The following is a 23,368-nucleotide window of genomic DNA, read 5'->3' on the forward strand; positions in this document are numbered from 1 at the left end:
GAATATTTTGTCTATAAGTATATTAGAATGAACGATATTAGAGTGCTTAGAGCTCAAGAGCTTATACAAGAGCCGGAATTATCGATTTGAAGTATCTTTTTATGCTCTTTTACGGTATAAACAGTAAGGTGTATGCATTATAGATTATTAATCACTAGAGCTGTTTTTGATAAATTGGCTATTGCGCTGTATTAATATTCTAAAATTAACATTAAAACCCTGTCACTCAATGCTAAGGATAGCGAATATGACCATTCCCCATGCCAATCTGTCTAAAATCCCAACGATGTCGCTCTGTCTATTATCGGTAGCTGTCGCTAGTAGCCTAGCTACCGCTAGTATTGCTCATGCAAGTGAATACAGTACCGTCACCTTTTTTGGTGATAGTTTGACTGATGGTGGCTTTTTTAGTCCTATTACTCAAGGCAACTTAGGACTTGCTGAATCGGGACAGTTTACGACCAATCCCGATAACGTATGGGCGACTTCTTTTGCCGAACAGCTAGGTACCACAGCCGTTGCTAATACTTTTGGTAGTGAGAAAACCGGTAACAACTACGCGATCGGTGGAGCGAGAGCTGGTGAAGATGTCGTCAATAATAATTTTGGATTCCCTATCAATATAGCGTCTGCCAATACTCAAGCAAACAGTTATTTGGCTGATAACCGTGTTGATCCTAATGGTTTATACGTAGTCTGGGCTGGTGCTAATGACCTACTTGCAGTGAATGATAATCCTGCAAATGCTTTAGGTATTGTCGGGTCGGCAGTACAAAGCCAAATTGCAACAGTAAATGCTTTAAAAAACAATGGCGCTAACTACATTTTAGTGCCTAATATCCCTGACGTCGGTCTAACGCCTAATGCCATTAGTGGCGGTCCTGCTGCGCAAGCACAAAGTACGGCTATTACTAACTTTTACAATCAGTCTATGCTTAATGGGGTTGCCTCTACGGGCGCTAATATTATACCACTAGATACTTTTAGCTTGACCCAGCTAGTTGCAGCTAACCCTAGCGCCTACGGTTTCACTAACGTTACTGATAGAGCTTGCGGCGCTGGCAGCTCGCTACTTTGCGGGCGAGATAATCTCGTTGCAGATAATGCGGAAAACGATTACTTTTTTGCCGATGGCATCCATCCTACGGGACGCACGCACCAATTGATTGCTGATTACGCTAATGCGGTTGTCACGGCGCCAAGTCAAATCGGTTTACTCCCTCATATGGCGACGATTGCAGGTTTGGCGACTACTGAACGTCTTCAGTCTCATATGAATCAACTTCAAAACAACGAATTAAATCCTGCACGTACCTTGTGGGCTATTGGAGAAGTAGCAGATCAGGAAACTGCTGGATATGATAGCGATAGCAATACTCAAGTATTACTAGGTGTAGATTTTGCTCATCCTGGCTCTGATACAGCGGTGTCAGGTATATATGCTAATATTACTCAAAATGAATTTGATAATGACAATGTTAGAGCAGGTCTTAGCAACATAGATATAGATGAATTCGGTTTAGGCGTGTATCACAGCACCACTTTAGAGAGACTGGCAAACATCCGTCTTGATGCAGCTGCAGGCTTTGGTAACATGGATGTTGAAGTTACCCGCGCTGTTACCTTGGGTAACTCTAAGCAAGACTTTAAATCTGAAGCTGACGGCAAACGCTTTTATGCCAACCTACAGGCAGGCTATCCGATGCAAGTTAGTAGCATCGATATCGTTCCTTACTTAGGTGCTAGTGTCAATCGTGTCAAAATAGATGGATTAGACGAGCAAGAAAACTCTGGTGTTGCTATGAGCTTTGATGAGCAAAAGTATACAACCACTTACGGTAAAATCGGTATCAAAGCCAATCGACTCTTAGCAGATAATCTCAACGTTTTTGGTGATTTACATTATCAAAAACAGTTAGATGATAACCGTGAAGCTGCGACAGCTCGTCTAAATACTCTAAGAAATATCAGCTTTGAGACGCCCACTATCGATACTGATGACGATAACTTTGGCGTTACGCTTGGAGTGTCACGCAATTTTGGTTTGCTAAAAGCTAATGCTGGGGTCAACCACACACAAGGTGACGACGATGATTCTACTAGTGTATTTGTGGGCCTTAGCGGCGCGTTCTAAGTGTTTTTTTATATAAAAGGCGATAACTATTGCCTAAGATTGTATGTAATACTGCAGGTATTAAGACTGTTTTTGATTTAAAAGCGTTAAGTATCATTCACTACTGATTTAAAACCACAGCTCAAATACAAAAAAACTGCATCCGAAAGGGTGCAGTTTTTTTGTTGATAAAGCAGCTATAAATATAGAAAAACAGACGGGTTATCAGAGTAATATTACTAGCGTTTTGTCAAGTGCAAATAAAGCCCGCTAATCAGCTGTTTTGCTTGATTTTATTGGTATATGGATACCCCTAAGCTTGCAGATTTGTGCTAAAATAGTCCTCTTTATTTACTACTAAAACGATCATCATTTTCCTAAGATTTTTCACGCTTTATGGTGTTGCTTTACTGGCTAATTCTTTGATGGTTATCAAAGCCCGCTTAGTGTGGTGAGCGATCTATAAAGCCTGCAAAATTAATAAAGTGGATATGAGTGAAGGAGTGTATATGAGCGAGTCGGTCAGTCCTATTGGCATTGTAGATGAATTAAAACAGTCCTACTTAGATTATGCGATGAGCGTGATTGTCTCGCGCGCGCTACCTGATGTCCGTGATGGTTTCAAGCCGGTGCATCGCCGGGTGATGTACGCTATGCACGTGCTCTCTAATGACTACAATAAGCCTTATAAGAAGTCGGCGCGTGTGGTCGGGGACGTGATTGGTAAGTACCATCCGCATGGCGACAGTGCCGTCTATGACGCTATTGTACGGATGGCGCAAGATTTTAGTCTGCGCTACCCCATGGTTGATGGTCAAGGTAACTTTGGCTCCATTGACGATGATCCACCGGCAGCAATGCGTTATACCGAAGTGCGCATGACTAAGCTAACCCATCAGATGCTTGCCGATTTGGACAAAGACACTGTCGATTGGGAAGATAACTACGACGGCTCTGAGCGCATGCCTAGCGTATTGCCGGCACGTGTTCCTAACTTATTGGTTAATGGTGCGACGGGTATCGCTGTCGGTATGGCGACTAATATGGCGCCGCACAACTTAACTGAGGTGATTAATGCTTGCCTAGCGTACGCCGAAAACCCGCAAATATCAGCTGAGGAGCTGATGACTCATATCTCAGGTCCTGATTTTCCTACTGGCGGTATTATTTATGGTCGCGCTGGTATTCAAGATGCTTATCGCACTGGTAAAGGCCGTTTGCATGTGCGTGGTCGTTATCACATCGAGCCGATGAGTGAGATGGGCGTCAACCGTGACCGTGAGCGTATTGTCTTTACCGAAGTGCCTTATCAAGCCAATAAAGCTAAGCTGATTGAGCGTATCGCTGAGCTGGTCCGTGACAAAAAAATCGAAGGTATCACTGAGATACGCGATGAGTCTGATAAAGACGGTATGCGGATCGCGATCGACTTGCGCCGCGGTGAGACCGCTGAAGTTATCGTGAACAATTTATTCTTGCAAACGCCGCTTGAGTCGAGCTTTAGTATCAATATGGTAGCGCTCGATAATGGTCAGCCTAAGCTATTGACGCTACGTCAGCTGATTGCGGCTTTTGTGCGTCATCGTCAAGAAGTGGTGACGCGCCGTACTATATTTGAGCTAAATAAAGCACGCGTCCGTGGTCATCTGCTTGAAGGTCTGACCGTCGCTTTAGCCAATATCGATGACATTATCGCCGCGATTAAAGCTTCTGCTAGCCGCGGTGAAGCTCGTGAGAGCTTGCTAGGTAATATTTGGGGCTCTGGTAGCGTGGTGGCGATGTTAGCGGCCGCCGGTAGCCAATCGGTACGTCCGGATTATATCGAAGGCGAAGATCCAAAAGCGCCGTTTGGGTTGATTGATGATAGCGTCCAAGGCGAGCAAGGCTATCGCTTATCACTAGAGCAAGTCAATGCTATTTTGGAGATGCAACTGCACCGCCTAACGGGTCTTGAGCAAGATAAACTAACTGAAGAGTATCAAGACTTGCTACGTGAGATTGCTAATTTGGAATCGATCTTAGGTGATTTTGATAAGCTGATGATGATTATCTCTAATGAGCTGATTGAGATTCGCGAGAACTTTGGGGATGCGCGCCGTACTGATATTATCGACTCACGGACTGACTTTAGTCGTGAAGACTTGATTCCAGAGCAAACGGTAGTAATGACGGTTTCGCGTACCGGTTATGCCAAAACCCAGCCTATCGATGATTATGTGGCACAAAAACGCGGCGGCAAAGGTAAGTCAGCCACGGCGATGAAGGAAGATGATGTCATTGATCATTTGGTCGTCACATCTACGCATGCCACCGTGCTATGCTTTACCGATACGGGCCGAGTCTTTAGTCTGCGCGGCTTTGAAGTGCCTATCGCTAGCCGCGGCTCGCGTGGTCGTCCATTAGTGAACTTGATTGGCCTAAGTGGTGATGAGTCGGTGACGACAATCCTACCAATTCCAAAGTTTGTAGAAGAGCTATCAGCGAACAGCTCTGCTGGTACAGAAGATTTAGATGACTCAGCAGAGGACAGCAATACCGCTGAGCCACCGTTTGTGTTCTTTGCGACCGCCAATGGTACGGTCAAGCGCGTAGAGCTCAAGCAGTTTGCTAATATTCGCTCTAACGGTCTGATTGCTGTTGGTTTAGAGGAAGGTGATAAATTAGTCAGCGCCCGTATCACTAACGGTAGCCAAGAAGTGATGCTATTTGCTTCTAGTGGTAAAGCGATCCGCTTCGATGAAAACGATGCTCGCGCTATGGGCCGTACCGCTAAAGGTGTGCGTGGTATGCGTCTGGTTGATGATGAGTTTATTAGATCATTAGTAGTGATTGAAGATGATGTACGCGAGATCCTAATTGCTTGCGAAAATGGCTTTGGTAAGCGTACCTTCGTTGATGAGTTTAATACTCAGCATCGCGGCGGCGGCGGTGTAATCGCTATCAAAACTAGCGAGCGTAACGGCGCTTTGGTTCGAGCTACTAAAGTTGATCCAGAAGATGATATTATCTTGATATCTGATAAAGGTACGCTTGTACGCACGCCAGTTGAGCACGTAGCAAGCTCAGGTCGTAACACCCAAGGCGTGACTTTGATACGTTTATCGAAGGATGAAAAACTAGTCGCTATGGCACGTGTCGAGCATGAAGAAGAAGATAACGCTTTGATCGATGCTATGCGCGAAGACGGCACCTTTGAGGTTGAAGGGCAAGAACAAAGAGACATAGATGCTAAGACTGATAGCAGCGCTAATTCAGAAATAAGTAATTCTATTGATATCGCTAATGACTATACTTTAGAAGATGAGAGTTTAGCCGATAATAGTGACGCCGATAACGAGGATTAATAGTTGCCGCTAGTCACCTTATATTAATTTTAAACTTTTTTAAAAAAAGCCTCTGACGTTATCGTTGGAGGTTTTTAGTTTTTTATCTGATATTTCAAATAACTAGGATTTTAAGCAGAGCGTATTATAAAAAATAGTTTGTCCCAAAACGGGTTTTAAATTAAAAGGCTGTTGTCATGATTACCACCAATCGTACCTTTCAAGGAACCGTAGCATCAATATCATCAAGTTTTTTGTTTTCACTGATGTTCTTGTTTGGCTTGTTTATGCAGCCTTTGTCAGGTACGCAGGTGGCCTCATGGCGTGTGCTGATGATGTTATTAAGTTTGGTACTATTGGTGAGCTTTACCAAGCAGTGGCAGCACGTTTTTGAGTATCTAAAAACTTTAAAGACGCCAAAAGATTGGTTGTTGTTTGTATTGCCAACGCCGATTCTGGGCGGACAAATTTGGTTATTTATGTGGGGGCCTGTTAATGGTTACGGGCTAGATGTGACCTTGGGTTATTTTTTATTGCCACTGGTGATGATACTGCTTGGGCGGTTTCTGTATAAAGAAAACATGAGTCTTTGGCAATGGATTGCAGCGCTCTGTGCAGCGATGGGCGTCAGCTACGATGTTTTTCAATATGGCTCGATATCTTGGGTGACGCTGTTTGCCTGCTTGGGCTATCCTCCTTATTATTTACTGCGACGTAAGCTTGCGGTACCGCCGGTTACTGGTCTGCTTTCTGATTTGACTTTATTATCGCCGGTGGTATTAATCATGCTTTATAGCAGCGGCGGCTTTAGTATGGCGACACAGACCAGCAAGTTTTGGTATCTGTTGCCACTGTTAGGCGCTTTTAGTGCGCTTGCGATGTCGCTATCGATGGTGGCTAGTCGCAAGCTGCCCGTTTCATTATTTGGGGCACTGAGCTATCTTGAGCCTATGCTGTTGTTTGTATTATCGGTGACAGTATTAAAGCAAAGCCTAGATGAAGGCGGCTCTTTATTCATGTATGGCATGGTCAGCTTAGCTTTAGTGTTTATGATTATCGATAGCGCAGCAGGTTATATTACGCGGCGCCGTGATGATCGGTTACATGGCTATAACGAGCCACAAATCGATACTTTCCCGCCGCGCCAGCGCTTAATAAAACGCCGTATAAAAGGGGTATTAAGAGCGCGGCGATTTCGCAAAATTCGTCGCTATCAGCAGCGAGTTAATAGAATTGAACAAAAAATTGAGCAATTGCATTCAAAATAAAAGGCAGTTTAGCTAATAAGCGAGTTTAATCAGTTCCTAAAGTTTATATTGACTACTAAGATATTATTTTTGGTAACTGACAGTAGGTAAAGACGAGCTATAAATGAAATAATCTAACTATTATTAACATCACTTTCATTTATAACCTTCAACGTGATAGTTTACTTAACTAAAGCTAGCGGTTATTTTTACTCACAGACATTTTATATTAGGATACTCTATGTTACATCTTCATCATTTAGAAAACTCTCGCTCGTTTCGTATCTTATGGCTGTTAGAGGAGTTGGCAGTAGACTATCAGCTGACTTGTTATGATCGTAATAAGGCTTACCGCGCTCCGGATAGTCTAAAGGAGGTGCATCCGCTAGGACACGCGCCGATATTGGAGGTGGATGGTCGCCCGTTATTAGAGTCGGGATTTATCATCGAATATCTAATCAAGCATTATGATTCAGAGCAGAAGTTTAAGCCTGCTGATGATAATGAAAGTGCTTGGGAGAATTATACCTTTTGGCTACATTTCGCTGAGGCTTCACTAATGCCGCCGCTGGTTATGCGCCTAGTATTTACTAAGGTGGTTGAGCAATCTCCCATGCTGATCAAGCCTATTAGCAAAAAGATTCAAGGCCAAGTCGAAAAAAGCATGATCAGCTCAAGTTTAGAGCCCATGCTAAAGATGATGGAGAAGCATTTAGAAGATAAGCGCTGGTTTGCAGGGAGCGAGTTTAGCGCCGCTGATATTCAGATGCATTTAGCGGTATTAGGAGCTAATGCAGGGGAAGGTTTAAATAGAAAAAAATACGCCAATATTCTTAACTGGCTCAAGCGCTGTGAGGAACGTCCAGCCTTTAAGCAAGCCGTAGAGAAGGGCGGACGCGTCAGTTTTTAAAACAAACGACTAGCTTTGCAACTTTAATCATCCTATAAATACCTAAGGGCGTGTTATCGAAAATTTCATCGATGACATGCCCTTATTGCTATACTACTACACCTCTATACTACTTGCTGCTATGAATATTTTATATCCGTAACAAGCCCCATACCCTAATATAAGGTTATCCTATGAGCGATCCAAAAAAACTAAATAATGAGCCTTTTGATGAGCAGAGTATTGAGCAGCAACCGATATCTATCAAATCTTGGGGGCAAAAATTACTAGTTGCGCTATTATGCATAGCCAGCTTTTATGGGGGCTGGAAATCCTACGAGTCCAATATGGCAAACGAATGCTATGCCAGTGGCGGTCAGGTTATAAAGGGCGAGCGTACTATTATCTGTCAACTGCCTTAGTTTATTTGACAGCAGTTTTTATCGCTTTTTGAGGGATGTATCAGTTTATATAAGGACTCATAATCATGCTACAACTGACCTTCTTGGGTACTTCAGCTGGCGTTCCTACCAAGCAGCGCAATGTCACCGCCTTAGCTGTCGAATGTCTCAATCCTTATCAAGATCCCAAAAACGCTCAGCAAAATAAAAAGGGTCGGCCTTGGGTTTTGATAGATTGCGGTGAAGGCACGCAGCAGCAACTGCTACGCACTAAGCTATCGTTGCATCAGCTACTAGCCATTGCTATCACTCATGTGCATGGCGATCATTGTTATGGCCTGCCAGGTCTGCTCGCTAGTGCAGCTATGTCTGGACGTACTACGCCGCTGACTATTATCGCCCCACAAGCGATTGCTGCTTATCTTGAAGCCATAAAATCTACCACCGAATTGCATTTGTCTTTTGCTATCGACTTTATAGCGATAGAAGATATTTTAGCCAATAAAAATCCAAGCGCTTATAAGCATAAGCAAAGTAGTGTTAATAAAAAAGCCAGTGATGAGAGCACTGAGCACCAACTAACCATAACACTAGATAATCAGCATAGCGTAGCTATCGATATCACTAAGCTGTCGCACCGAGTACCTTCGCACGCTTTTGCTATCACGCAAACTATTAGTCAGCGAGTCTTAAATACTGATAAATTAAAGTCTCAAGGTATCACGCCAAGTAAACTATGGGGGGAGCTGCAACAAGGTCAAGATGTCTACACCGATGCAGGGCAGCGGCTACTGTCTGCCGACTATGTGCATGATAATAAGCGGCGTACGCGCATAGTGGTCGCTGGCGATAATGATACGCCGACTTGCTTAAGCGCGGCTGTAAAAGACACCAATCTGCTCATACATGAAGCCACTTATACGACTGATGTGTTAGCTAATATTCAAGACAAAACAACAAGGCTAAATACTAATTTTGATCCAATGCATAGTAGTGCTAAGCAAATCGCGCAGTTTGCTGAGAAAAGTGAGATTAATAATCTTATATTGACCCATTTTAGCGCCCGTTATCAAAGCTTTGATGAACCGCAGAGCCGTACTGCTAATATGGGTCATATTCGAAAAGAGGCTGAAAGCGTCTATCAGGGTAATTTGTGGTTAGCAGAGGATTTTGCCCAATATAGAGTCGATGGCGCAGACAATAAAGTTGACTATTTAGGCTCAGCACGCAAAGGCTAAAGCTTACTATCCGCTGCATCTAATTGAGCTTTGCCTTGCCAATAGCGACTAAATTGATAAGCTACGCGGCCGGAGCGGCCACCACGTTCTGACGCCCAGCGCAGCGCCGCCGCTCGAATATCATCAGCTAAATCTGCGTTTATTAGATTATTTTCGCTACTACTACTACTATTGTTGCTCTCTGCTAGTGCTGAGGAATTAGATAAGCTTAAATAGTGCTGTACAATGTGCAAATAGGTTTGCTGATTCATCGGATAAAATGATAGCCATAGGCCAAAGCGATCCGATAACGACACCGTCTCATCAATAGTCTCATAAGGGTTAACCTCATCGGTTTGCCCATTATAAATATCTAGATTGTCCTTCATAAGCTGCGGCAGCAAATGGCGACGATTACTAGTGGCATAAACCAGTAGCTTATCTTGCTCAGAGTCCAGCGCGCCATCTAATACGCTTTTTAGGGTGCGATAACTCTCATCTTGTCCGTTAAAAGCCAAATCATCGCAGTAGACGACATAGCGGCAATGGCTATCAGTCGGCAGCTCATTGATAGCGGCGCGAATCTTATCTAAGACTTGCAGATCATCACGCGCAATCTCAATAATCCGTAGCCCCTCAGAGTGGTACTCTTTTAATAAAGCGCGTATCAGTGAGGATTTGCCTGCGCCGCGAGTACCGGTCATGAGCACATGATTGGCCGGATAGCCTTTAAGAAACTGGCGAGTGTTTTCAATAAGTTTTGACTTTTGTGTCTCAATACCTTGCAGATCATCCAAGCTTAAAAACAGATTTACTGAGAGCGGCTCTAGATGTCCGCTGCGACCACCGACCCAGCGATAAGCTAACTGCTCAGGATCTATTTTAATCTTGGGCGTGACTCGCTCTTGCAGGTATTGGCCGAGTAGGGATAGCAGCGCTTCGGGTAGGGCATACTGAGCGGAGGGATTTAATTCAGACATAGTTATTCTAATAGTTAGGATTAAATGTAAGATAGACTATAGTCGATTCACTATAAAAGTGATATAGCGCTACTGGGATGAATTTTATGCAGCCTCTGTGATAACAGCACGCCAGTAAAATTTATACCAGTAGCGCGCTTAATTTCGTAACAATTTTACTTTGAACTGACCATATAACAATACGATAAAGGCATTACTTTACTATGAAAGAGGGTGAAAGTCATATCTTAAACAAGCAAAGCTTGCAGCAACGAGCGGATAAGCTCTTGCCTATTATCACCCACAAGCTTACGCAATTAGGCTATCAAGCCATAGCTCATCAGAGTATCAGTCAACAAGATAGCGAAACTAGTATTTATCAAGGATTAACGCGCGCTACTCATAGTCAATTTGGGCAAGTGATGGTTAAATGGCAAGTCAATACTGATCATTCATCAAATTTAACCTCGTTGCAGCATGAAATAGCAGTTTTAATAGCACTAAATAATTGGCAGAATATGCAGGCAAACACTATGGCACCGCTGTTGTTGGCTTTTGAAAACATGCATCTAAAGGTTTTAGCGCAAGAGCAGCTATTGACCTTGTTAGTGATGCCTTATTATTGGCATGGTAGTCTCGCAAAATATCTAAAGCAGCCTTTAACTCATGAGCAAAAACATCAATTTATAGTGCAGTCGGCGCAGCTATTAGCTAATTTACATCGTAGTGGTTGGCTACATAATGATATTAAACCAAGCAATATCTTAATGAGTCCCGATTACGGTTTGCTGCTGACCGATTTTGCTTTAGCACAGCCAATTGAAGCTAATAATAACCATAGAAATAACTCTGGAAATAATGCTGGCACGCCTGCTTATCTAGCCCCTGAACGTTGGCAAGGACAGGGCGCTACACTACAAAGCGATATTTATGCTTTTGGCATTATGCTATATGAGATATTGCTAGGCAAAAGACCTTTTATCATTGATTCAGCAAAAAGCGCTAGTTTACAACAATGGGCTATGCAGCATTGCCAACAGCCAGTAGCCAAACTACCGAAACAGTATCAATGCTATCAGACAATTATAAATAAAGCATTGGCAAAGCAGCTGCAAAATAGATATCAAAGTATGCAGCAGCTAGTAACAGATTTACAGACGTTGAACGTTGGATAAAGCGCTATTAAACTTACAGTTATTGATAATCCTGATATAGCGCTTCGACCGGCTTATCATTAACGATGCTTTGACAGGCAGTAAACTTGCTGTCGAAGTCTTGTTGTAACTTATCAACGTTAGTCACATCGGTGTCGTTAGGGTTAGCATAATAAGTTTTGGCGCTAGTGGCGTAGCGACTCAGGCTATCTAAAGACTCATCGCAAACCTCAAAGGGCTTGATAGTGGGCAGACGGTTAATATTGATATTATCCATCACGCGATAGCTATTATTGATAACTCGTGCCAATAGCTTAGTATCTTTAGACTCAATAGCAATTTGCGTATCTGATCTAAGCTTTGTCAGCTCTTTTAAGAGGATGTCTGCATCGTGATGGTAACCGCTAAATTTATCTAAGCTCATCATCACTTTAGTATTAGCCGCTGAAGTAGCATCGAGCGAGCTATCAGCTTTATATAAAACCTTCACACTTACCAGCCAAGCTAAAGCCAATACTAGTAAGCCTATAACGACCCATAACCCTTTACTCATTCATTTCACCTAGAGGTTTTATTGTATTCATACTCAGGGCGTAGTATGGCATATTTCTGGTAGGCAAGGCTTTGCCAACGCTATTATTTAGGCTCTATGGATTACGGTTCAAATCTCAAACTCTAGACACAAAAAAACCTGCTAAAAAGCAGGCTTAATGTTGAATCTGGTTTGAGAGGTACTATCGAAAAATGGTGGGGCTGGAGAGACTCGAACTCTCACACCTTGCGGCGCCAGAACCTAAATCTGGTGCGTCTACCAATTCCGCCACAGCCCCATTATCAAAACTCTATCATCGTTAAAGATTAAATTCAAACGACATATAGATAGATAACTGATTCGGTAGTGCGTCTCAGTGGTTGGCTATTATATAGAGTTTAAAGAGTTTGGCAAGCCCTTTTTTTAAATTAATTTAAATTTTTTCTATTATTTATTCATATTTTCTAGCTGTTTTATAGGAATGTTAGATTTATCAAGGGTTTAAGTAAGGTTAAACTACAAAACTAATATTTATCATTATACCCTGTTTTTTATTTAGTATAGTCAAATCGAAATAAAGTCGATACGTTTATAGTGCCGTGCTACTGGTACAAATTTTCCTTGCTTGCTGTGCGCTTCGCACTCCAGAGGCTGCACAAAACTTATTCCAGTAGCACTGTATCTGTTTTAAAGTGTATTAACTATATCTTCTGTAGCCAGTAATTGCATTTTGCGAGTTAAAGTATTGCGTCCCCAGCCCAAAAGGTTAGCCGCCGCTACTTTTCGGCCGCCACTTTGCTTGAGTGCTGCGGTCAAAAGCACCCGTTCAAATTGTGGCGCTGCTAGTTGTAGGATGTCGGTTTCACCTGCTTGTAGTGCTTGTTCAGCCCAATCTGCTAAGGCTTGTTGCCAGCTGATAGCTTGCTGGCTATCTACCACGGCGTTGGGTTGTGCTTCAGTAGCTAAGCTATCGACTTGCTTAGCGCGATTTGAGCGAATCAGGGCTTGATTGTCACTGACAGCGTGAGCGGCTAGTAGCTCAGGAGGTAAATCTGCTACCGTTACCGTATCACCTGTAGCCATAACTGTCAGCCAAAGACAAACGTTTTCTAATTGTCTGACATTACCGCGCCAGTCAAAGGCTTGCATCATATGCATAGCGTCAACGCTTAATTGCTTGACCGAGGTATTCATCTGCTTGCCTGCCCGCTGCATAAAATGATGGGTAAGCGCCGGAATGTCATCCAAGCGCTCGCGTAATGGCGGTAGCGGCAAACGAATAACGTTGAGCCGATAAAATAAATCTTCGCGGAACTTGCCTTGCTGCACCAGCTGCTCTAAGTTTTGATGAGTGGCAGCAATGATACGCACATCAACCTTAATGGGCTGTTGACCGCCCACGCGATAAAACTCGCCATTCGCTAGGACGCGTAGCAGGCGCGTTTGCGTGCTAAAGGGCATATCGCCAATCTCATCCAAAAATAGCGTACCGCCATCAGCTTGCTCAAAGCGTCCTTGTCGCTGGGTGGTGGCACCAGTAAAAGCGCCTTTTTCGTGACCGAATAATTCTGACTCAATTAAATCATGTGGAATCGCCGCCATATTCAGCGCAATAAAGGACTGCTTAGCGCGCGGAGAGCTTTGATGTAAGGCGCTAGCGACCAGCTCTTTGCCGGTGCCTGACTCGCCTGTGATCAATACGGTAATGGGCGAGTGCGCTAGGCGACCAATAGCGCGAAATACCGTTTGCATCGCTGGCGACTGACCGATAATAGCGTTTGGATTGGTGATAGCGTTAACATTGTGAATAGTATTATCACTACTATTAGCGCCGCTTTTATTAGGCTCTTTATCGCCTGTTTGCTGACTGCTTTTTATAGCAATAGGAGGCTTATGGTTGATGGGGACTTGAGCGGCGGGCGTGGTAGTGGTTTTATGGTCAGTAGCGGCTTGTTTAGGAGAATAGCCAATAGCTTTATAAATAAGCGCTACCGCGTCGTCCAAATCAAAAGGCTTGGGTAGATAATCAAAAGCGCCTGCTTGGTAGCTATTAATCGCTGAGCTAAGGTCTGAGTGCGCGGTCATAATAACGATAGGCAGCTTAGGAAAATGCTTATTGACCCAGTCACTAAAGGAGAGTCCGTCCATCATCGGCATACGAATATCAGTAAGGATGACATCGGGTAAGGCCGCTCTTGACTCGCGCTGCGCTAGGATATCATTGAGCCGAGTCCAGGCCGCTTGAGCTTGTACAAAGCTAATTACCTCTAGATTGGCATCGCTAAAAGTATCATTTAATACCAGACGCAAAGCGGCATCATCATCGATAAGCCACAGGGTCGCTACGGTAGTTACCGCACTAGCTTGCAAGTTATTATCAACAGTCATATAAAGGCCTAATGTGCTATAGAATCAAGATATACCCAAAGGTGTGATACAAAATAGTACGCTTTAAATAATAGTAGCATAAGCTAGCAATCTCTACTGACGATCTAAAGGCTGCGCAAAAGGCAGGTAGAGGACAAAGCTAGTTTGGTTATCGTCCTCATCGAGCGCTGAGCTGACCTCAATCATACCATGATGGCGGCTGACGATATCTTGTACAATCGCTAAGCCCAAACCTGTTCCGGCAGCGCGGCTAGTAACCATGGGGAAAAATATTTGTTCAATAAACGCCGGATCAATACCGCTGCCATTATCGGTAATGCTAATTTGCAGTACTTGCTTATGCTGCTGATGACCTATAGTGTGCTGAAACGCGACACGGGTTTGAATAGAGAGCTTTGGGTAATAAGCTTGCCGTTGGTCTGCTAAAGACAGCTGCTCTTCGTACTCAGTCATAGATTCGCACGCATTATTCACTAGATTCAAAAACAGCTGAATTAACTGGTCTCTATCCGCCTCTAGCTCTGGCAATGATAAATCGTAATCGCGGTGTAAGGTAATATTGGGATATTGGCTGAGCATTAAAGTCAAAACGTGCTCTAGCGGCTGATGAATATTGAGCTTCTGCCAATTAGCGAGCTGATTGGAGCCTAGTAGTTGTCCGATTAAATCAGTTAGGCGGTCGGTCTCATTGATAATAACATCGCTATAAGTCTGTAGCTTTTGCTTTAGAGTCTGCTCGTTAAGCTTATTAAATTGACGCTCTAATAATTGCGCCGCGCCGCGAATACCTGCTAAGGGGTTTTTGACCTCATGAGCGACTGAACGCAGCATTTGCCGGGCGACACTATATTGTTGCTGCTGACGCTGCTCATCAGTGATACGACTTTGCCGGTCTTTGCCCCACATCTCAACGATAAAGTAACTTTCGCTCTCATAAGTGACCGGCGTGACGCTATAGTCTATCAATAGCGGCGCGCTAGGATTTGATGAGCGCTTTATAGTGTGATCGTGAGTGATAAAAGGCTGCTGATACTGCTGCGCTTGGCAAAAGCGTTCCGTCAGCGAATCGGTTGATAAGTGATCGGTCTTTGTGCATTTATTATTTAGCTCTTTAGGCGCAAGCAAATTCAGTACCGATTGCTCTAATAATCTACTATAACTGATAGCTAATAGCTGCTCTGCCTGAGCGTTGACCCACTTAATATGTAGCGACTCATCGATCCATAAAATAGCGGTAAACAACTGCTGCGAGATAAAGGCTAAGTCTGGCGTGCGCGCAGAAGCTGCTAAATGACTGATCATAAAAAAGCCTATAGAGTAAAATGACGCCAAGTTTTAGGCGCTGATGATTTAAACCTAAACATTTAACCACAAATCAACAGGATAGCGCGGCAAAACTAGCGGTTATCACAAAAAAAACGTACAATGCGCTCAGCCATTTTATCTCAAGCAAGGTTCGCTATGTCCAAAACTTCTACACCCGCCGCTGATAGTATTTCTGCTTATTCAACAAACGCCGCCGCTCAAGTATTGAAAAATACCGCTAGCGTGTTCAATCCTGCCACATCAAATTTAAGTCAGCGCACTGAGTCTAATGAGCCTTATCATCATAAGGCCAACCATAACCAAAACCGTAGTATCGAACAAAGCGGCGAGAGTAGTGGCAATGCTGCAACTGCTAATGCTCTAACAACGGCGCCAAAGATTGGTTTTGTGTCTTTAGGCTGCCCAAAAGCTTTGGTCGATAGCGAGCGTATTATCACAGAATTAAGCCGCGATGGCTATCAAGTGGCAAGCGACTATGACGGCGCTGATTTGGTAGTAGTGAATACTTGCGGCTTTATTGAGTCAGCGGTACAAGAGTCGCTCGATGCCATTGGTGAGGCGATTAGTAAAAACGGTAAAGTCATTGTCACTGGCTGCTTGGGCAAAGAGGCGGAGAAGATTAGAGCCATGCATCCAGCCGTTTTGGCGGTGACGGGCGCGCATGCTTATGATGAAGTAATCACCGCGGTGGCTCAGCATGTGCCACGTCCTTATAAAGAAAAAGATAAAGACTACAATCCCAAAATAGATTTGATCAACGAAGCGGGCATTAAATTAACGCCTAGCCATTACGCGTATCTAAAGATATCCGAGGGCTGCAATCACCGTTGTACTTTTTGTATTATTCCAAGCTTACGCGGTGATTTAGTCTCGCGTCCTATTGATAATGTGATGAATGAAGCACTGGCACTCAAAAATGCTGGGGTAAAAGAGCTGTTAATCATCTCGCAAGATACTTCCGCTTACGGCTTGGATTTGAAATATAAAACTAGCTTTTGGAATGGCATGCCTATTAAGTCCAAATTCTATGACATGTGCCAAGCGCTGAATCAGCTTGGTATTTGGGTACGTTTGCATTACGTTTATCCGTATCCCCACGTTGATAAAGTCGTTGAGTTAATGAGCGAAGGTAGGCTGCTGCCTTATCTAGATATTCCCTTTCAACACGCAAGCCCTAGTATCCTCAAAGCCATGAAACGTCCAGCTCATAGCGAAAATACCTTAGCACGTATTAAAGCATGGCGTGCGATTTGTCCTGATATCGTTATTCGCTCCACTTTCGTGGTTGGCTTCCCTGGCGAGACCGAAGAGGACTTTCAATGTTTGCTTGACTGGCTGGTGGAGGCGCGTCTAGATCGCGTTGGCGCTTTTACTTATTCAGAGGTAGAAGGCGCGGTCGCAAATGATTTGCCTAATCCGGTGCCAGAAGCGGTGAAGCAGGAGCGCTACGAGCGTTTCATGGCGCTACAGCAACAGATCTCAGCACAAAAATTGCAAGAAAAAGTTGGCAAAACGCTGCAAGTACTAGTCGATGAGATTGACACAGAAGAGAATATTGCTATTTGTCGCAGCTATGCTGATGCGCCAGAGATTGACGGTCATGTCTATGTCGATAATATTGACGCTGCTGTAAAAGTTGGGCAATTTATAACAGTGACTATCGATGATGCTAGCGAGTATGATTTATTTGCCAGCTACAATGAGTAACTAGCAGAGCGACTTTGTAGATAGACGCTGGGCTAGTAATGACACTGATAATCAATGAAAATTGCCCAATAGCGAGTAGTTTTTGCTACAATTAGCGCAATTTGACTCAGTTCAAATATAAGCTAATGAAATTATTTAAATAATGATTAACTAACGACTAATGATGAAAAGGTACTCTTATGTCTGATAAAAATCCCCGTTATTCGCGTATCTTGCTCAAGCTGTCAGGTGAGGCCTTAGCGGGCGGCAAAGACATGGGTATCGATACCGAAGTATTGGACAAAATGAGCTTATCTATTGCCCACTTGCGCGGTCTTGGAGTGCAAGTGGGTATCGTTGTCGGCGGCGGTAATTTATATCGCGGCGCGCAACTACAGCAAGAGGGTTTGGTTGGAAGAGTTACTGGTGATCAGATGGGCATGCTAGCGACCGTTATGAACGGCCTTGCGATGCGTGATGCGCTTGAGCGCCGCAATATCAAAACCCGCTTGATGTCAGCTTTGCCAATCGGCGAGGTCACTGAGAGCTATAGCAGCCGTAACGCTATTCGCTACTTAAAAAACGGTGAGGTTTGTATCTTTGTCGCCGGTACGGGTAATCCCTTCTTTACTACCGACACTGCCGCCTGTCTGCGCGGTATCGAGATCGAAGCTGGGTTAATTTTGAAAGCCACTAAAGTTGATGGCGTTTATAATAAAGATCCAAGCTTACATAGCGATGCGACTAAGTATGATGGCCTAACTTTTGATGAAGTGCTCGAGCAAAAGCTTGGCGTCATGGATCTGACCGCTATTGCTTTGTGCCGTGAGCACAATGTGCCCTTACAAGTGTTCGATATGACCAAACCAAATGCTTTATTAAATGTGGTCATGGGCGAGAACGAAGGCACCCGTGTTTATCACTAATCTATATCTAGCTATACCTTTCAAAAAATGATTAACCACAAATATTATCGTATAGATAAATTAAGGAAATATGATGATTAAAGAGATTAAGCAAGACGGCGAAGAGCGCATGAAAAAGACCATAGATGCTTTAGAGAGCACCTTTAGTAAAGTGCGTACCGGCCGGGCTCACCCTGGTATGCTATCAGGTATTATGGTCAGCTATTATGGTGCTGATACGCCACTTAACCAAGTGGCTAGCGTCAACGTTGAGGATTCGCGCACACTATTAGTGCAGCCCTTTGATCGTACTATGGTACAAGCAGTAGATAAGGCTATTCGTGAGGCGGATTTGGGTTTGAACCCGATGACTGCTGATGTTATCCGTGTACCGATGCCATCTTTGACAGAAGAAACTCGCCGTGATATGCAAAAATTGGCCCGCGGTGAAGCGGAAAACAGCCGCGTCTCTATCCGCAATATCCGCCGTGATATGATGAATGATATCAAAGATCTAGCCAAAGAAAAAGAGATCTCAGAAGATGATGAGCGCCGTGCTAGCGATGACATTCAAAAAATCACGGACAAATATATCGATATTATTGATAGCAAACTGACCAAAAAAGAAAGCGATTTGATGGAAGTGTAAACTGCTTTTTAGGTTCAACGCAAAGTCCAAAACCTGAATATCAACTAAGAACTGGCCTCTTGCAAGTGCTATTGTCGAGACGCCAGTTTTTTCATAGTTAGCTTTTATGGCTAAGAATTTATCATTATTAAGACGGTTAAACAATGCTTACAGAAACCGACATAGATATAGAGCTCAAACCCAAGCATATTGCTATTATTATGGATGGCAATAACCGTTATGGAAAGCAAAATGCATTGGCTAAAGGCGAGGGCCATATAAAAGGCAAAGATGCGCTAGATCCTGTGGTCGAGTATTGCCGTGAAGTCGGTATTCAAGTATTGACCGTATTTGCTTTTTCTAGTGAGAACTGGCAGCGACCTCCCAGTGAGGTGGCATTGTTGATGCATCTGTTATCGGTGACTATCAGTGAGCAATTGCCGCGCATGCAAAAGTATCAAATTCAGCTGCGTTTTATCGGTGATCGTAGTCAGTTGTCTCAAGAGCTACAAGCGCAAATGGCGGATGCTGAAGCGCAAACCGCTCATTATCAAGCTATGAGTTTGGTCATCGCCATCAGCTATGGCGGTCAGTGGGATATTGCCCATGCGGCAAAGCAGTTGGCCGAGCAAGTACAAGCCGGACAATTAGCTCTTGAACAGATCAGCAAAGAAAAACTGGGCGAGTATGTACAGCTAGCGGACGCGCCTGCTGTGGATATGCTGATTCGTACAGGCGGAGAGTACCGATTATCGAACTTTCTGTTATGGCAGTCCGCTTATGCAGAGCTATTTTTTACGCAAACGCTATGGCCCAATTTTACTGCAGCAGAGCTGGCATCGATGATCCAAGAGTTCGCTCAGCGTCAACGCAGATTTGGTAAGACTAGTGAGCAAGTGGCTAGTCAAATGACTAATTAGTGTTTAGCGGATCACTAGCAAAAGAGTGGCTTAATAAGTTAAGTTAGGCGGTACGTTATGAGTGTCTGTCGACTCTCAGACATCCTATACTCCCTAAAGTTCTATTCATTATTAGTATAAGGCTTGATTGGTATGTGGCAACGGATAAGAACAGCAATCGTCTTAATTATCATTGTAGGCATTGCTTTATTTGCAAGCCAAACGCCTATCTTTTTTGCGCCCCTGTTAGCCATTGGCGTGACGATTGCGGCGCATGAGTGGACGAAACTTATACCTAAGTGGCGTCAGCCTACTGTGTTTGTACTGATAGTCTTAGCGCTGACTCTGGTCTCTATGCTGTTCTCAGCGACTTGGGTGTTATGGTGGATAGCTTCGTTAATAATATGGTTAATGGCATTATCGTGGGTCAGTAAGTTTCCGACCCATACTAATTGGTACGGCCGCAGGCTAGCGGTGATGGGTATAGTCATATTAGTAGCTTCAATCACTGCGATGTTTTATCTGTGGCAACAGTCGCCTTGGTGGCTACTGTATGTGTTCTTATTAGTTTGGTGCGCAGACAGCGGGGCTTATTTTGTTGGTCGCAAATTGGGACGACGAAAAATGGCACCGAATGTCTCGCCGAATAAAAGCATGGAAGGCTTAGTAGGCGGAGTAGTGACTGGCTTACTGGTAGTCATCGGTATTAGCGTCTTTATGCTCAAGTTAAACGGAGTCGCGTTGCTAGCCTTTGTAGCCTTATCAGTAGTCACTATTTTGATATCGGTATTAGGCGATTTGTTTGAGTCTATGCTCAAACGCCGTGCCAAAGTCAAAGACTCGGGTACTATTTTGCCAGGACACGGCGGCATATTGGATCGTATTGATTCCTTGCTGTCTGCTACGCCGATATTTGCGTTAGGGTTTGTAGGCTTGCAGCAACTGGGCTTATTGATCGTTTGATAAGCTGTTTTTGTATTGAGATTATTGTAATATTATAGGCAAGATAAGTTATGACTGACAGACAACGCATTGCTGTACTTGGCGCGACCGGCTCTATTGGCGATAGCACCTTGGCTATTTTGGCAGCGCACCGTGATGATTTTGAGGTTTATGCGTTATCCGGCTATCAGCGTTTAGATAAATTATTACAGCTTTGTCAAAAGTTTAAGCCTAGCCGCGTTTGTGTGCCTTTAGATAAGGTAGATGAGTTTGCCGCTAAGCTTATGCAGGCGGGACTGGCTACTGAGGTTATCGGCGGTATAGCAGGGCTTGATGATATGGCCTCGGACAGCGCGGTAGATACCGTAGTGGCCGCTATTGTTGGCGCCGCCGGTTTGCCCTCGACACTCGCCGCTGCCCGTGCTGGCAAGCGAATTCTACTCGCCAATAAAGAGGCGTTAGTGATGGCAGGGCAAGTGCTAATCTCACTAGTCAAGACTCATGGCGCGACCTTATTGCCAATTGATTCTGAGCATAATGCGATCTTTCAATGCTTGCCGCCATCCATTCAACAAGATAATAGTCAAATTCATCAGCCTTATCACGGCGTACGTAAGCTTTGGCTAACCGCTTCTGGCGGGCCTTTTTTGCATCACTCTTTTGAGCATATGCAGCAAGCAGGAGTGGCTGAGGCTATCAAACATCCTAATTGGTCGATGGGGCAGAAGATATCTGTCGATTCAGCAACGATGATGAATAAAGGGCTTGAGCTGATTGAAGCTTGTCATTTATTTGATTTGAGTGAGGATAAGATAAATGTGGTCATTCATCCACAAAGTATCATTCACTCGATGGTAGAATATAGTGATGGCAGCTTTTTGGCGCAGCTAGGTAGCCCTGATATGAAGACGCCGATTGCTCATGCGCTAAGCTATCCAAAGCGTATCGATAGTGGCGCGCAGCCGCTAGATCTATTTGCATTAAGCGCGCTTGAGTTTATCGCCCCAGATCTGCAAAAGTTCGCCTGTTTGCGTTTAGCTCGGCAAGCGATGCAAGCAGGAACTCAAGCTACCAATGTGTTAAACGCCGCTAATGAGATAGCAGTCGCCGCATTTTTGCAGCAGCGTATTCGTTTAACCGACATCGCAGCTATCAATGAGCAAACCCTTAATCAAGTTGTCGTTCCAGCTTTGGCAAGTGATGCTAGCATTGAGGATATCTTAGCTATTGATCAAGCTGCTCGTCGTTATGCTGAGACAGTGGTAGCTCAGCTGGCTTGATCCGATATCAAATCATCATGCCTTAAATTGAGAGACGCTTATGACTTTTATACTTACCTTGCTTGCGGCTATATTCGTTCTTGGGCCTCTTATTGCTTTACACGAGTGGGGTCATTATATCGTTGCGCGCTTATGCGGCGTCAAAGTCTTAACTTATTCTATCGGCTTTGGTCCCAAAATCGCTGGCTGGACCAGTAAACGTAGCGGTATTGATTATCGAATATCTGCTTTACCACTTGGCGGTTATGTCAAGATGCTCGATGAGCGTGAAGGTGAGGTAGCCGAACACGAGCAGCATTTAGCCTTTAATCGCCAGCATCCGCTAAAAAAAATCGCCGTGGTAGCCGCCGGTCCTATCATGAACTTTATCATCGCTATTGCTCTATTTTGGGTACTGTTTATGACGCCCTCAGAGCAGCTAGCGACGAACATAGGACAGGTGTTACCCGATACGCCAGCGGCAATGGCAAAGCTACCTACTGGCGATAAAATTGTCGCTATTGACGGTCATGAGGTGCAGACCTGGGAAGGTATCAACTATCGACTAGCCGGACGCATGGGTGAGAGCACCAATATTAGTATCACCTTGCAATCGCTAGCTGCAGAGTCAAATGAGGGTGCGCGCACTACCTATCAAGCACCAGTGGCCAACTTTATGCAAGGCGCTGCTCAGGGCAAAGATGCGCTTAGTAGCTTTGGGGTGCTTCCTTGGCAGCCGACTATTGAGCCCATTATTGGCGGGTTAAGCGCTGATGGCGCTGCTAGTCTGCAAGGGTTACAAGTCGGCGATCAGATTACTGCCATCAATGGGACGCCTATCAATGATTGGATTAGTGCCACCCGTATCATTCGTGATAGCCCAGAGGTGCTGCTTAATTTTACCGTGCTGCGTGATGGCAAATCGCTGCAGCTACAAATCATGCCGCAAGGCAAAAAAGATAATCTAGGCAATCAGTTTGGTCAGATTGGTGCTATGGTTGCTCAAAGCGATATCGTTATTCCTGATGCCTACAAAAATACCGTGGTTTATGGCCCAGGCGAGTCTTTAATTAAGTCATTTGAGAAGACAGAGCAGTTAGCAGTGATGACGGTTAGCTCTATGGGTAAGATGCTCTCAGGCATGATAGGGCTTGAGAATTTATCAGGGCCGATTACTATTGCCAAAGTCGCTAAGCAAAGCTTTGATATCAGTTGGGAGATGGTGTTATCTACTGCCGCCTTAATTAGCTTAAGCTTAGCGGTGCTAAATTTATTACCAATTCCTGTACTAGATGGCGGTCATATTGTCTATTATGTCATTGAGCTGATTCGAGGCAAGCCTTTGCCAGAAGGCGTACAAGTAGCAGGCTTAAATATAGGTCTACTCTTGCTAGCAGGTTTCATGGTGTTAGCGATTGGTAATGATATTAGCCGGCTTTTTTAGCTTATGCTCACGCGACTTATCAGGCTAGATGCGCTACACTAACGCCTGCACAGGAT

The 23,368-nt window shown here is 44.3% G+C and carries 18 protein-coding genes and 1 tRNA gene; 14 read left to right on the top strand and 5 right to left on the bottom strand.

All coding sequences use genetic code 11. The features are described 5' to 3' along the window. Positions 1-247 precede the first annotated feature (247 nt). From M0N77_RS03165 to M0N77_RS03190, 6 genes are all read left to right on the top strand, one after another. On the top strand, positions 248-2,134 hold the full coding sequence (locus M0N77_RS03165) for an autotransporter domain-containing protein (protein WP_353103459.1): 1,887 nt from the start codon (positions 248-250) through the stop codon (positions 2,132-2,134). A 488-nt stretch (positions 2,135-2,622) separates the two neighbouring features. After that, positions 2,623-5,457, top strand: a complete 2,835-nt coding sequence (gyrA, locus tag M0N77_RS03170) for a DNA gyrase subunit A (protein ID WP_353103461.1) — start codon at positions 2,623-2,625, stop codon at positions 5,455-5,457. A 176-nt stretch (positions 5,458-5,633) separates the two neighbouring features. After that, positions 5,634-6,704 carry an EamA family transporter RarD gene (rarD, locus tag M0N77_RS03175; RefSeq protein WP_353103462.1) on the top strand — a complete coding sequence of 357 codons (1,071 nt, stop codon included), beginning with the start codon at positions 5,634-5,636 and terminating at the stop codon, positions 6,702-6,704. Positions 6,705-6,924: 220 nt separating this feature from the next. Then, complete coding sequence (locus M0N77_RS03180) at positions 6,925-7,593, top strand: glutathione S-transferase (RefSeq protein WP_353103464.1); 669 nt, start codon at positions 6,925-6,927, stop codon at positions 7,591-7,593. A gap of 173 nt (positions 7,594-7,766) precedes the next feature. Continuing rightward, entirely contained in the window at positions 7,767-7,994 is a 228-nt protein-coding gene (locus M0N77_RS03185) for a hypothetical protein (protein ID WP_353103465.1), read from the top strand. 65 nt (positions 7,995-8,059) lie between these two features. Continuing rightward, positions 8,060-9,211 (top strand): ribonuclease Z, encoded by a 1,152-nt coding sequence (locus M0N77_RS03190; RefSeq protein WP_353103467.1) that lies wholly within the window; start codon positions 8,060-8,062, stop codon positions 9,209-9,211. Here M0N77_RS03190 and M0N77_RS03195 read toward each other — a convergent pair. Next, positions 9,208-10,170, bottom strand: a complete 963-nt coding sequence (locus M0N77_RS03195; protein ID WP_353103469.1) for an ATP-binding protein — start codon at positions 10,168-10,170, stop codon at positions 9,208-9,210. The two genes, M0N77_RS03190 and M0N77_RS03195, sit on opposite strands and share 4 nt — an antisense overlap. A gap of 203 nt (positions 10,171-10,373) precedes the next feature. On the opposite strand from M0N77_RS03195, the gene M0N77_RS03200 reads away from it, so the two are divergent. Further along, positions 10,374-11,324, top strand: coding sequence for a serine/threonine-protein kinase (locus M0N77_RS03200; RefSeq protein ID WP_353103470.1), 951 nt, complete (start codon positions 10,374-10,376; stop codon positions 11,322-11,324). A 19-nt stretch (positions 11,325-11,343) separates the two neighbouring features. Here M0N77_RS03200 and M0N77_RS03205 read toward each other — a convergent pair whose 3' ends face one another. The 4 genes from M0N77_RS03205 to glnL form a co-directional block, all read right to left on the bottom strand. Next, on the bottom strand, positions 11,344-11,856 hold the full coding sequence (locus tag M0N77_RS03205; protein ID WP_353103472.1) for a hypothetical protein: 513 nt from the start codon (positions 11,854-11,856) through the stop codon (positions 11,344-11,346). Between the two features lie 192 nt (positions 11,857-12,048). Continuing rightward, a tRNA-Leu gene (locus M0N77_RS03210) sits at positions 12,049-12,133 on the bottom strand. 389 nt (positions 12,134-12,522) lie between these two features. Beyond that, positions 12,523-14,223: a sigma 54-interacting transcriptional regulator gene (locus tag M0N77_RS03215; RefSeq protein WP_353103474.1), complete on the bottom strand. Its 1,701-nt coding sequence runs from the start codon at positions 14,221-14,223 to the stop codon at positions 12,523-12,525. Positions 14,224-14,316: 93 nt separating this feature from the next. After that, positions 14,317-15,525, bottom strand: a complete 1,209-nt coding sequence (gene glnL, locus M0N77_RS03220; protein ID WP_353103476.1) for a nitrogen regulation protein NR(II) — start codon at positions 15,523-15,525, stop codon at positions 14,317-14,319. A gap of 159 nt (positions 15,526-15,684) precedes the next feature. Here glnL and rimO point away from each other — a divergent pair, with 159 nt between their 5' ends. The 7 genes from rimO (at position 15,685) to rseP (ending at position 23,312) form a co-directional block, all read left to right on the top strand. After that, positions 15,685-17,256 carry a 30S ribosomal protein S12 methylthiotransferase RimO gene (gene rimO, locus M0N77_RS03225; RefSeq protein ID WP_353103478.1) on the top strand — a complete coding sequence of 524 codons (1,572 nt, stop codon included), beginning with the start codon at positions 15,685-15,687 and terminating at the stop codon, positions 17,254-17,256. A 179-nt stretch (positions 17,257-17,435) separates the two neighbouring features. After that, positions 17,436-18,161, top strand: coding sequence for a UMP kinase (pyrH, locus tag M0N77_RS03230; RefSeq protein ID WP_353103480.1), 726 nt, complete (start codon positions 17,436-17,438; stop codon positions 18,159-18,161). A gap of 73 nt (positions 18,162-18,234) precedes the next feature. Then, positions 18,235-18,789 (top strand): ribosome recycling factor, encoded by a 555-nt coding sequence (gene frr, locus M0N77_RS03235; protein ID WP_353103482.1) that lies wholly within the window; start codon positions 18,235-18,237, stop codon positions 18,787-18,789. A 143-nt stretch (positions 18,790-18,932) separates the two neighbouring features. Then, on the top strand, positions 18,933-19,688 hold the full coding sequence (gene uppS, locus M0N77_RS03240; protein WP_353103484.1) for a polyprenyl diphosphate synthase: 756 nt from the start codon (positions 18,933-18,935) through the stop codon (positions 19,686-19,688). 132 nt (positions 19,689-19,820) lie between these two features. After that, positions 19,821-20,630 carry a phosphatidate cytidylyltransferase gene (locus M0N77_RS03245; protein ID WP_353103486.1) on the top strand — a complete coding sequence of 270 codons (810 nt, stop codon included), beginning with the start codon at positions 19,821-19,823 and terminating at the stop codon, positions 20,628-20,630. A gap of 50 nt (positions 20,631-20,680) precedes the next feature. After that, a complete protein-coding gene (ispC, locus tag M0N77_RS03250) occupies positions 20,681-21,889 on the top strand; it encodes a 1-deoxy-D-xylulose-5-phosphate reductoisomerase (RefSeq protein WP_353103488.1) in 1,209 nt (402 codons plus the stop codon). 40 nt (positions 21,890-21,929) lie between these two features. Next, a complete protein-coding gene (gene rseP, locus M0N77_RS03255; RefSeq protein ID WP_353103490.1) occupies positions 21,930-23,312 on the top strand; it encodes an RIP metalloprotease RseP in 1,383 nt (460 codons plus the stop codon). The last annotated feature ends 56 nt before the right edge of the window (positions 23,313-23,368 follow it).

Origin of the sequence: Psychrobacter sp. AH5 (assembly GCF_040371085.1) — a bacterium.
In the GTDB taxonomy this organism is placed as follows: Bacteria; Pseudomonadota; Gammaproteobacteria; order Pseudomonadales; family Moraxellaceae; genus Psychrobacter.

Bases quoted from the DNA above. Each gene is read 5' to 3' on its own strand.
- M0N77_RS03165 (WP_353103459.1), top strand. From the start codon at position 248: ATGACCATTCCCCATGCCAATCTGTCTAAAATCCCAACGATGTCGCTC.
- gyrA (WP_353103461.1), top strand. From the start codon at position 2,623: ATGAGCGAGTCGGTCAGTCCTATTGGCATTGTAGATGAATTAAAACAG.
- rarD (WP_353103462.1), top strand. From the start codon at position 5,634: ATGATTACCACCAATCGTACCTTTCAAGGAACCGTAGCATCAATATCA.
- M0N77_RS03180 (WP_353103464.1), top strand. From the start codon at position 6,925: ATGTTACATCTTCATCATTTAGAAAACTCTCGCTCGTTTCGTATCTTA.
- M0N77_RS03185 (WP_353103465.1), top strand. From the start codon at position 7,767: ATGAGCGATCCAAAAAAACTAAATAATGAGCCTTTTGATGAGCAGAGT.
- M0N77_RS03190 (WP_353103467.1), top strand. From the start codon at position 8,060: ATGCTACAACTGACCTTCTTGGGTACTTCAGCTGGCGTTCCTACCAAG.
- M0N77_RS03195 (WP_353103469.1), bottom strand. From the start codon at position 10,170: ATGTCTGAATTAAATCCCTCCGCTCAGTATGCCCTACCCGAAGCGCTG.
- M0N77_RS03200 (WP_353103470.1), top strand. From the start codon at position 10,374: ATGAAAGAGGGTGAAAGTCATATCTTAAACAAGCAAAGCTTGCAGCAA.
- M0N77_RS03205 (WP_353103472.1), bottom strand. From the start codon at position 11,856: ATGAGTAAAGGGTTATGGGTCGTTATAGGCTTACTAGTATTGGCTTTA.
- M0N77_RS03215 (WP_353103474.1), bottom strand. From the start codon at position 14,223: ATGACTGTTGATAATAACTTGCAAGCTAGTGCGGTAACTACCGTAGCG.
- glnL (WP_353103476.1), bottom strand. From the start codon at position 15,525: ATGATCAGTCATTTAGCAGCTTCTGCGCGCACGCCAGACTTAGCCTTT.
- rimO (WP_353103478.1), top strand. From the start codon at position 15,685: ATGTCCAAAACTTCTACACCCGCCGCTGATAGTATTTCTGCTTATTCA.
- pyrH (WP_353103480.1), top strand. From the start codon at position 17,436: ATGTCTGATAAAAATCCCCGTTATTCGCGTATCTTGCTCAAGCTGTCA.
- frr (WP_353103482.1), top strand. From the start codon at position 18,235: ATGATTAAAGAGATTAAGCAAGACGGCGAAGAGCGCATGAAAAAGACC.
- uppS (WP_353103484.1), top strand. From the start codon at position 18,933: ATGCTTACAGAAACCGACATAGATATAGAGCTCAAACCCAAGCATATT.
- M0N77_RS03245 (WP_353103486.1), top strand. From the start codon at position 19,821: ATGTGGCAACGGATAAGAACAGCAATCGTCTTAATTATCATTGTAGGC.
- ispC (WP_353103488.1), top strand. From the start codon at position 20,681: ATGACTGACAGACAACGCATTGCTGTACTTGGCGCGACCGGCTCTATT.
- rseP (WP_353103490.1), top strand. From the start codon at position 21,930: ATGACTTTTATACTTACCTTGCTTGCGGCTATATTCGTTCTTGGGCCT.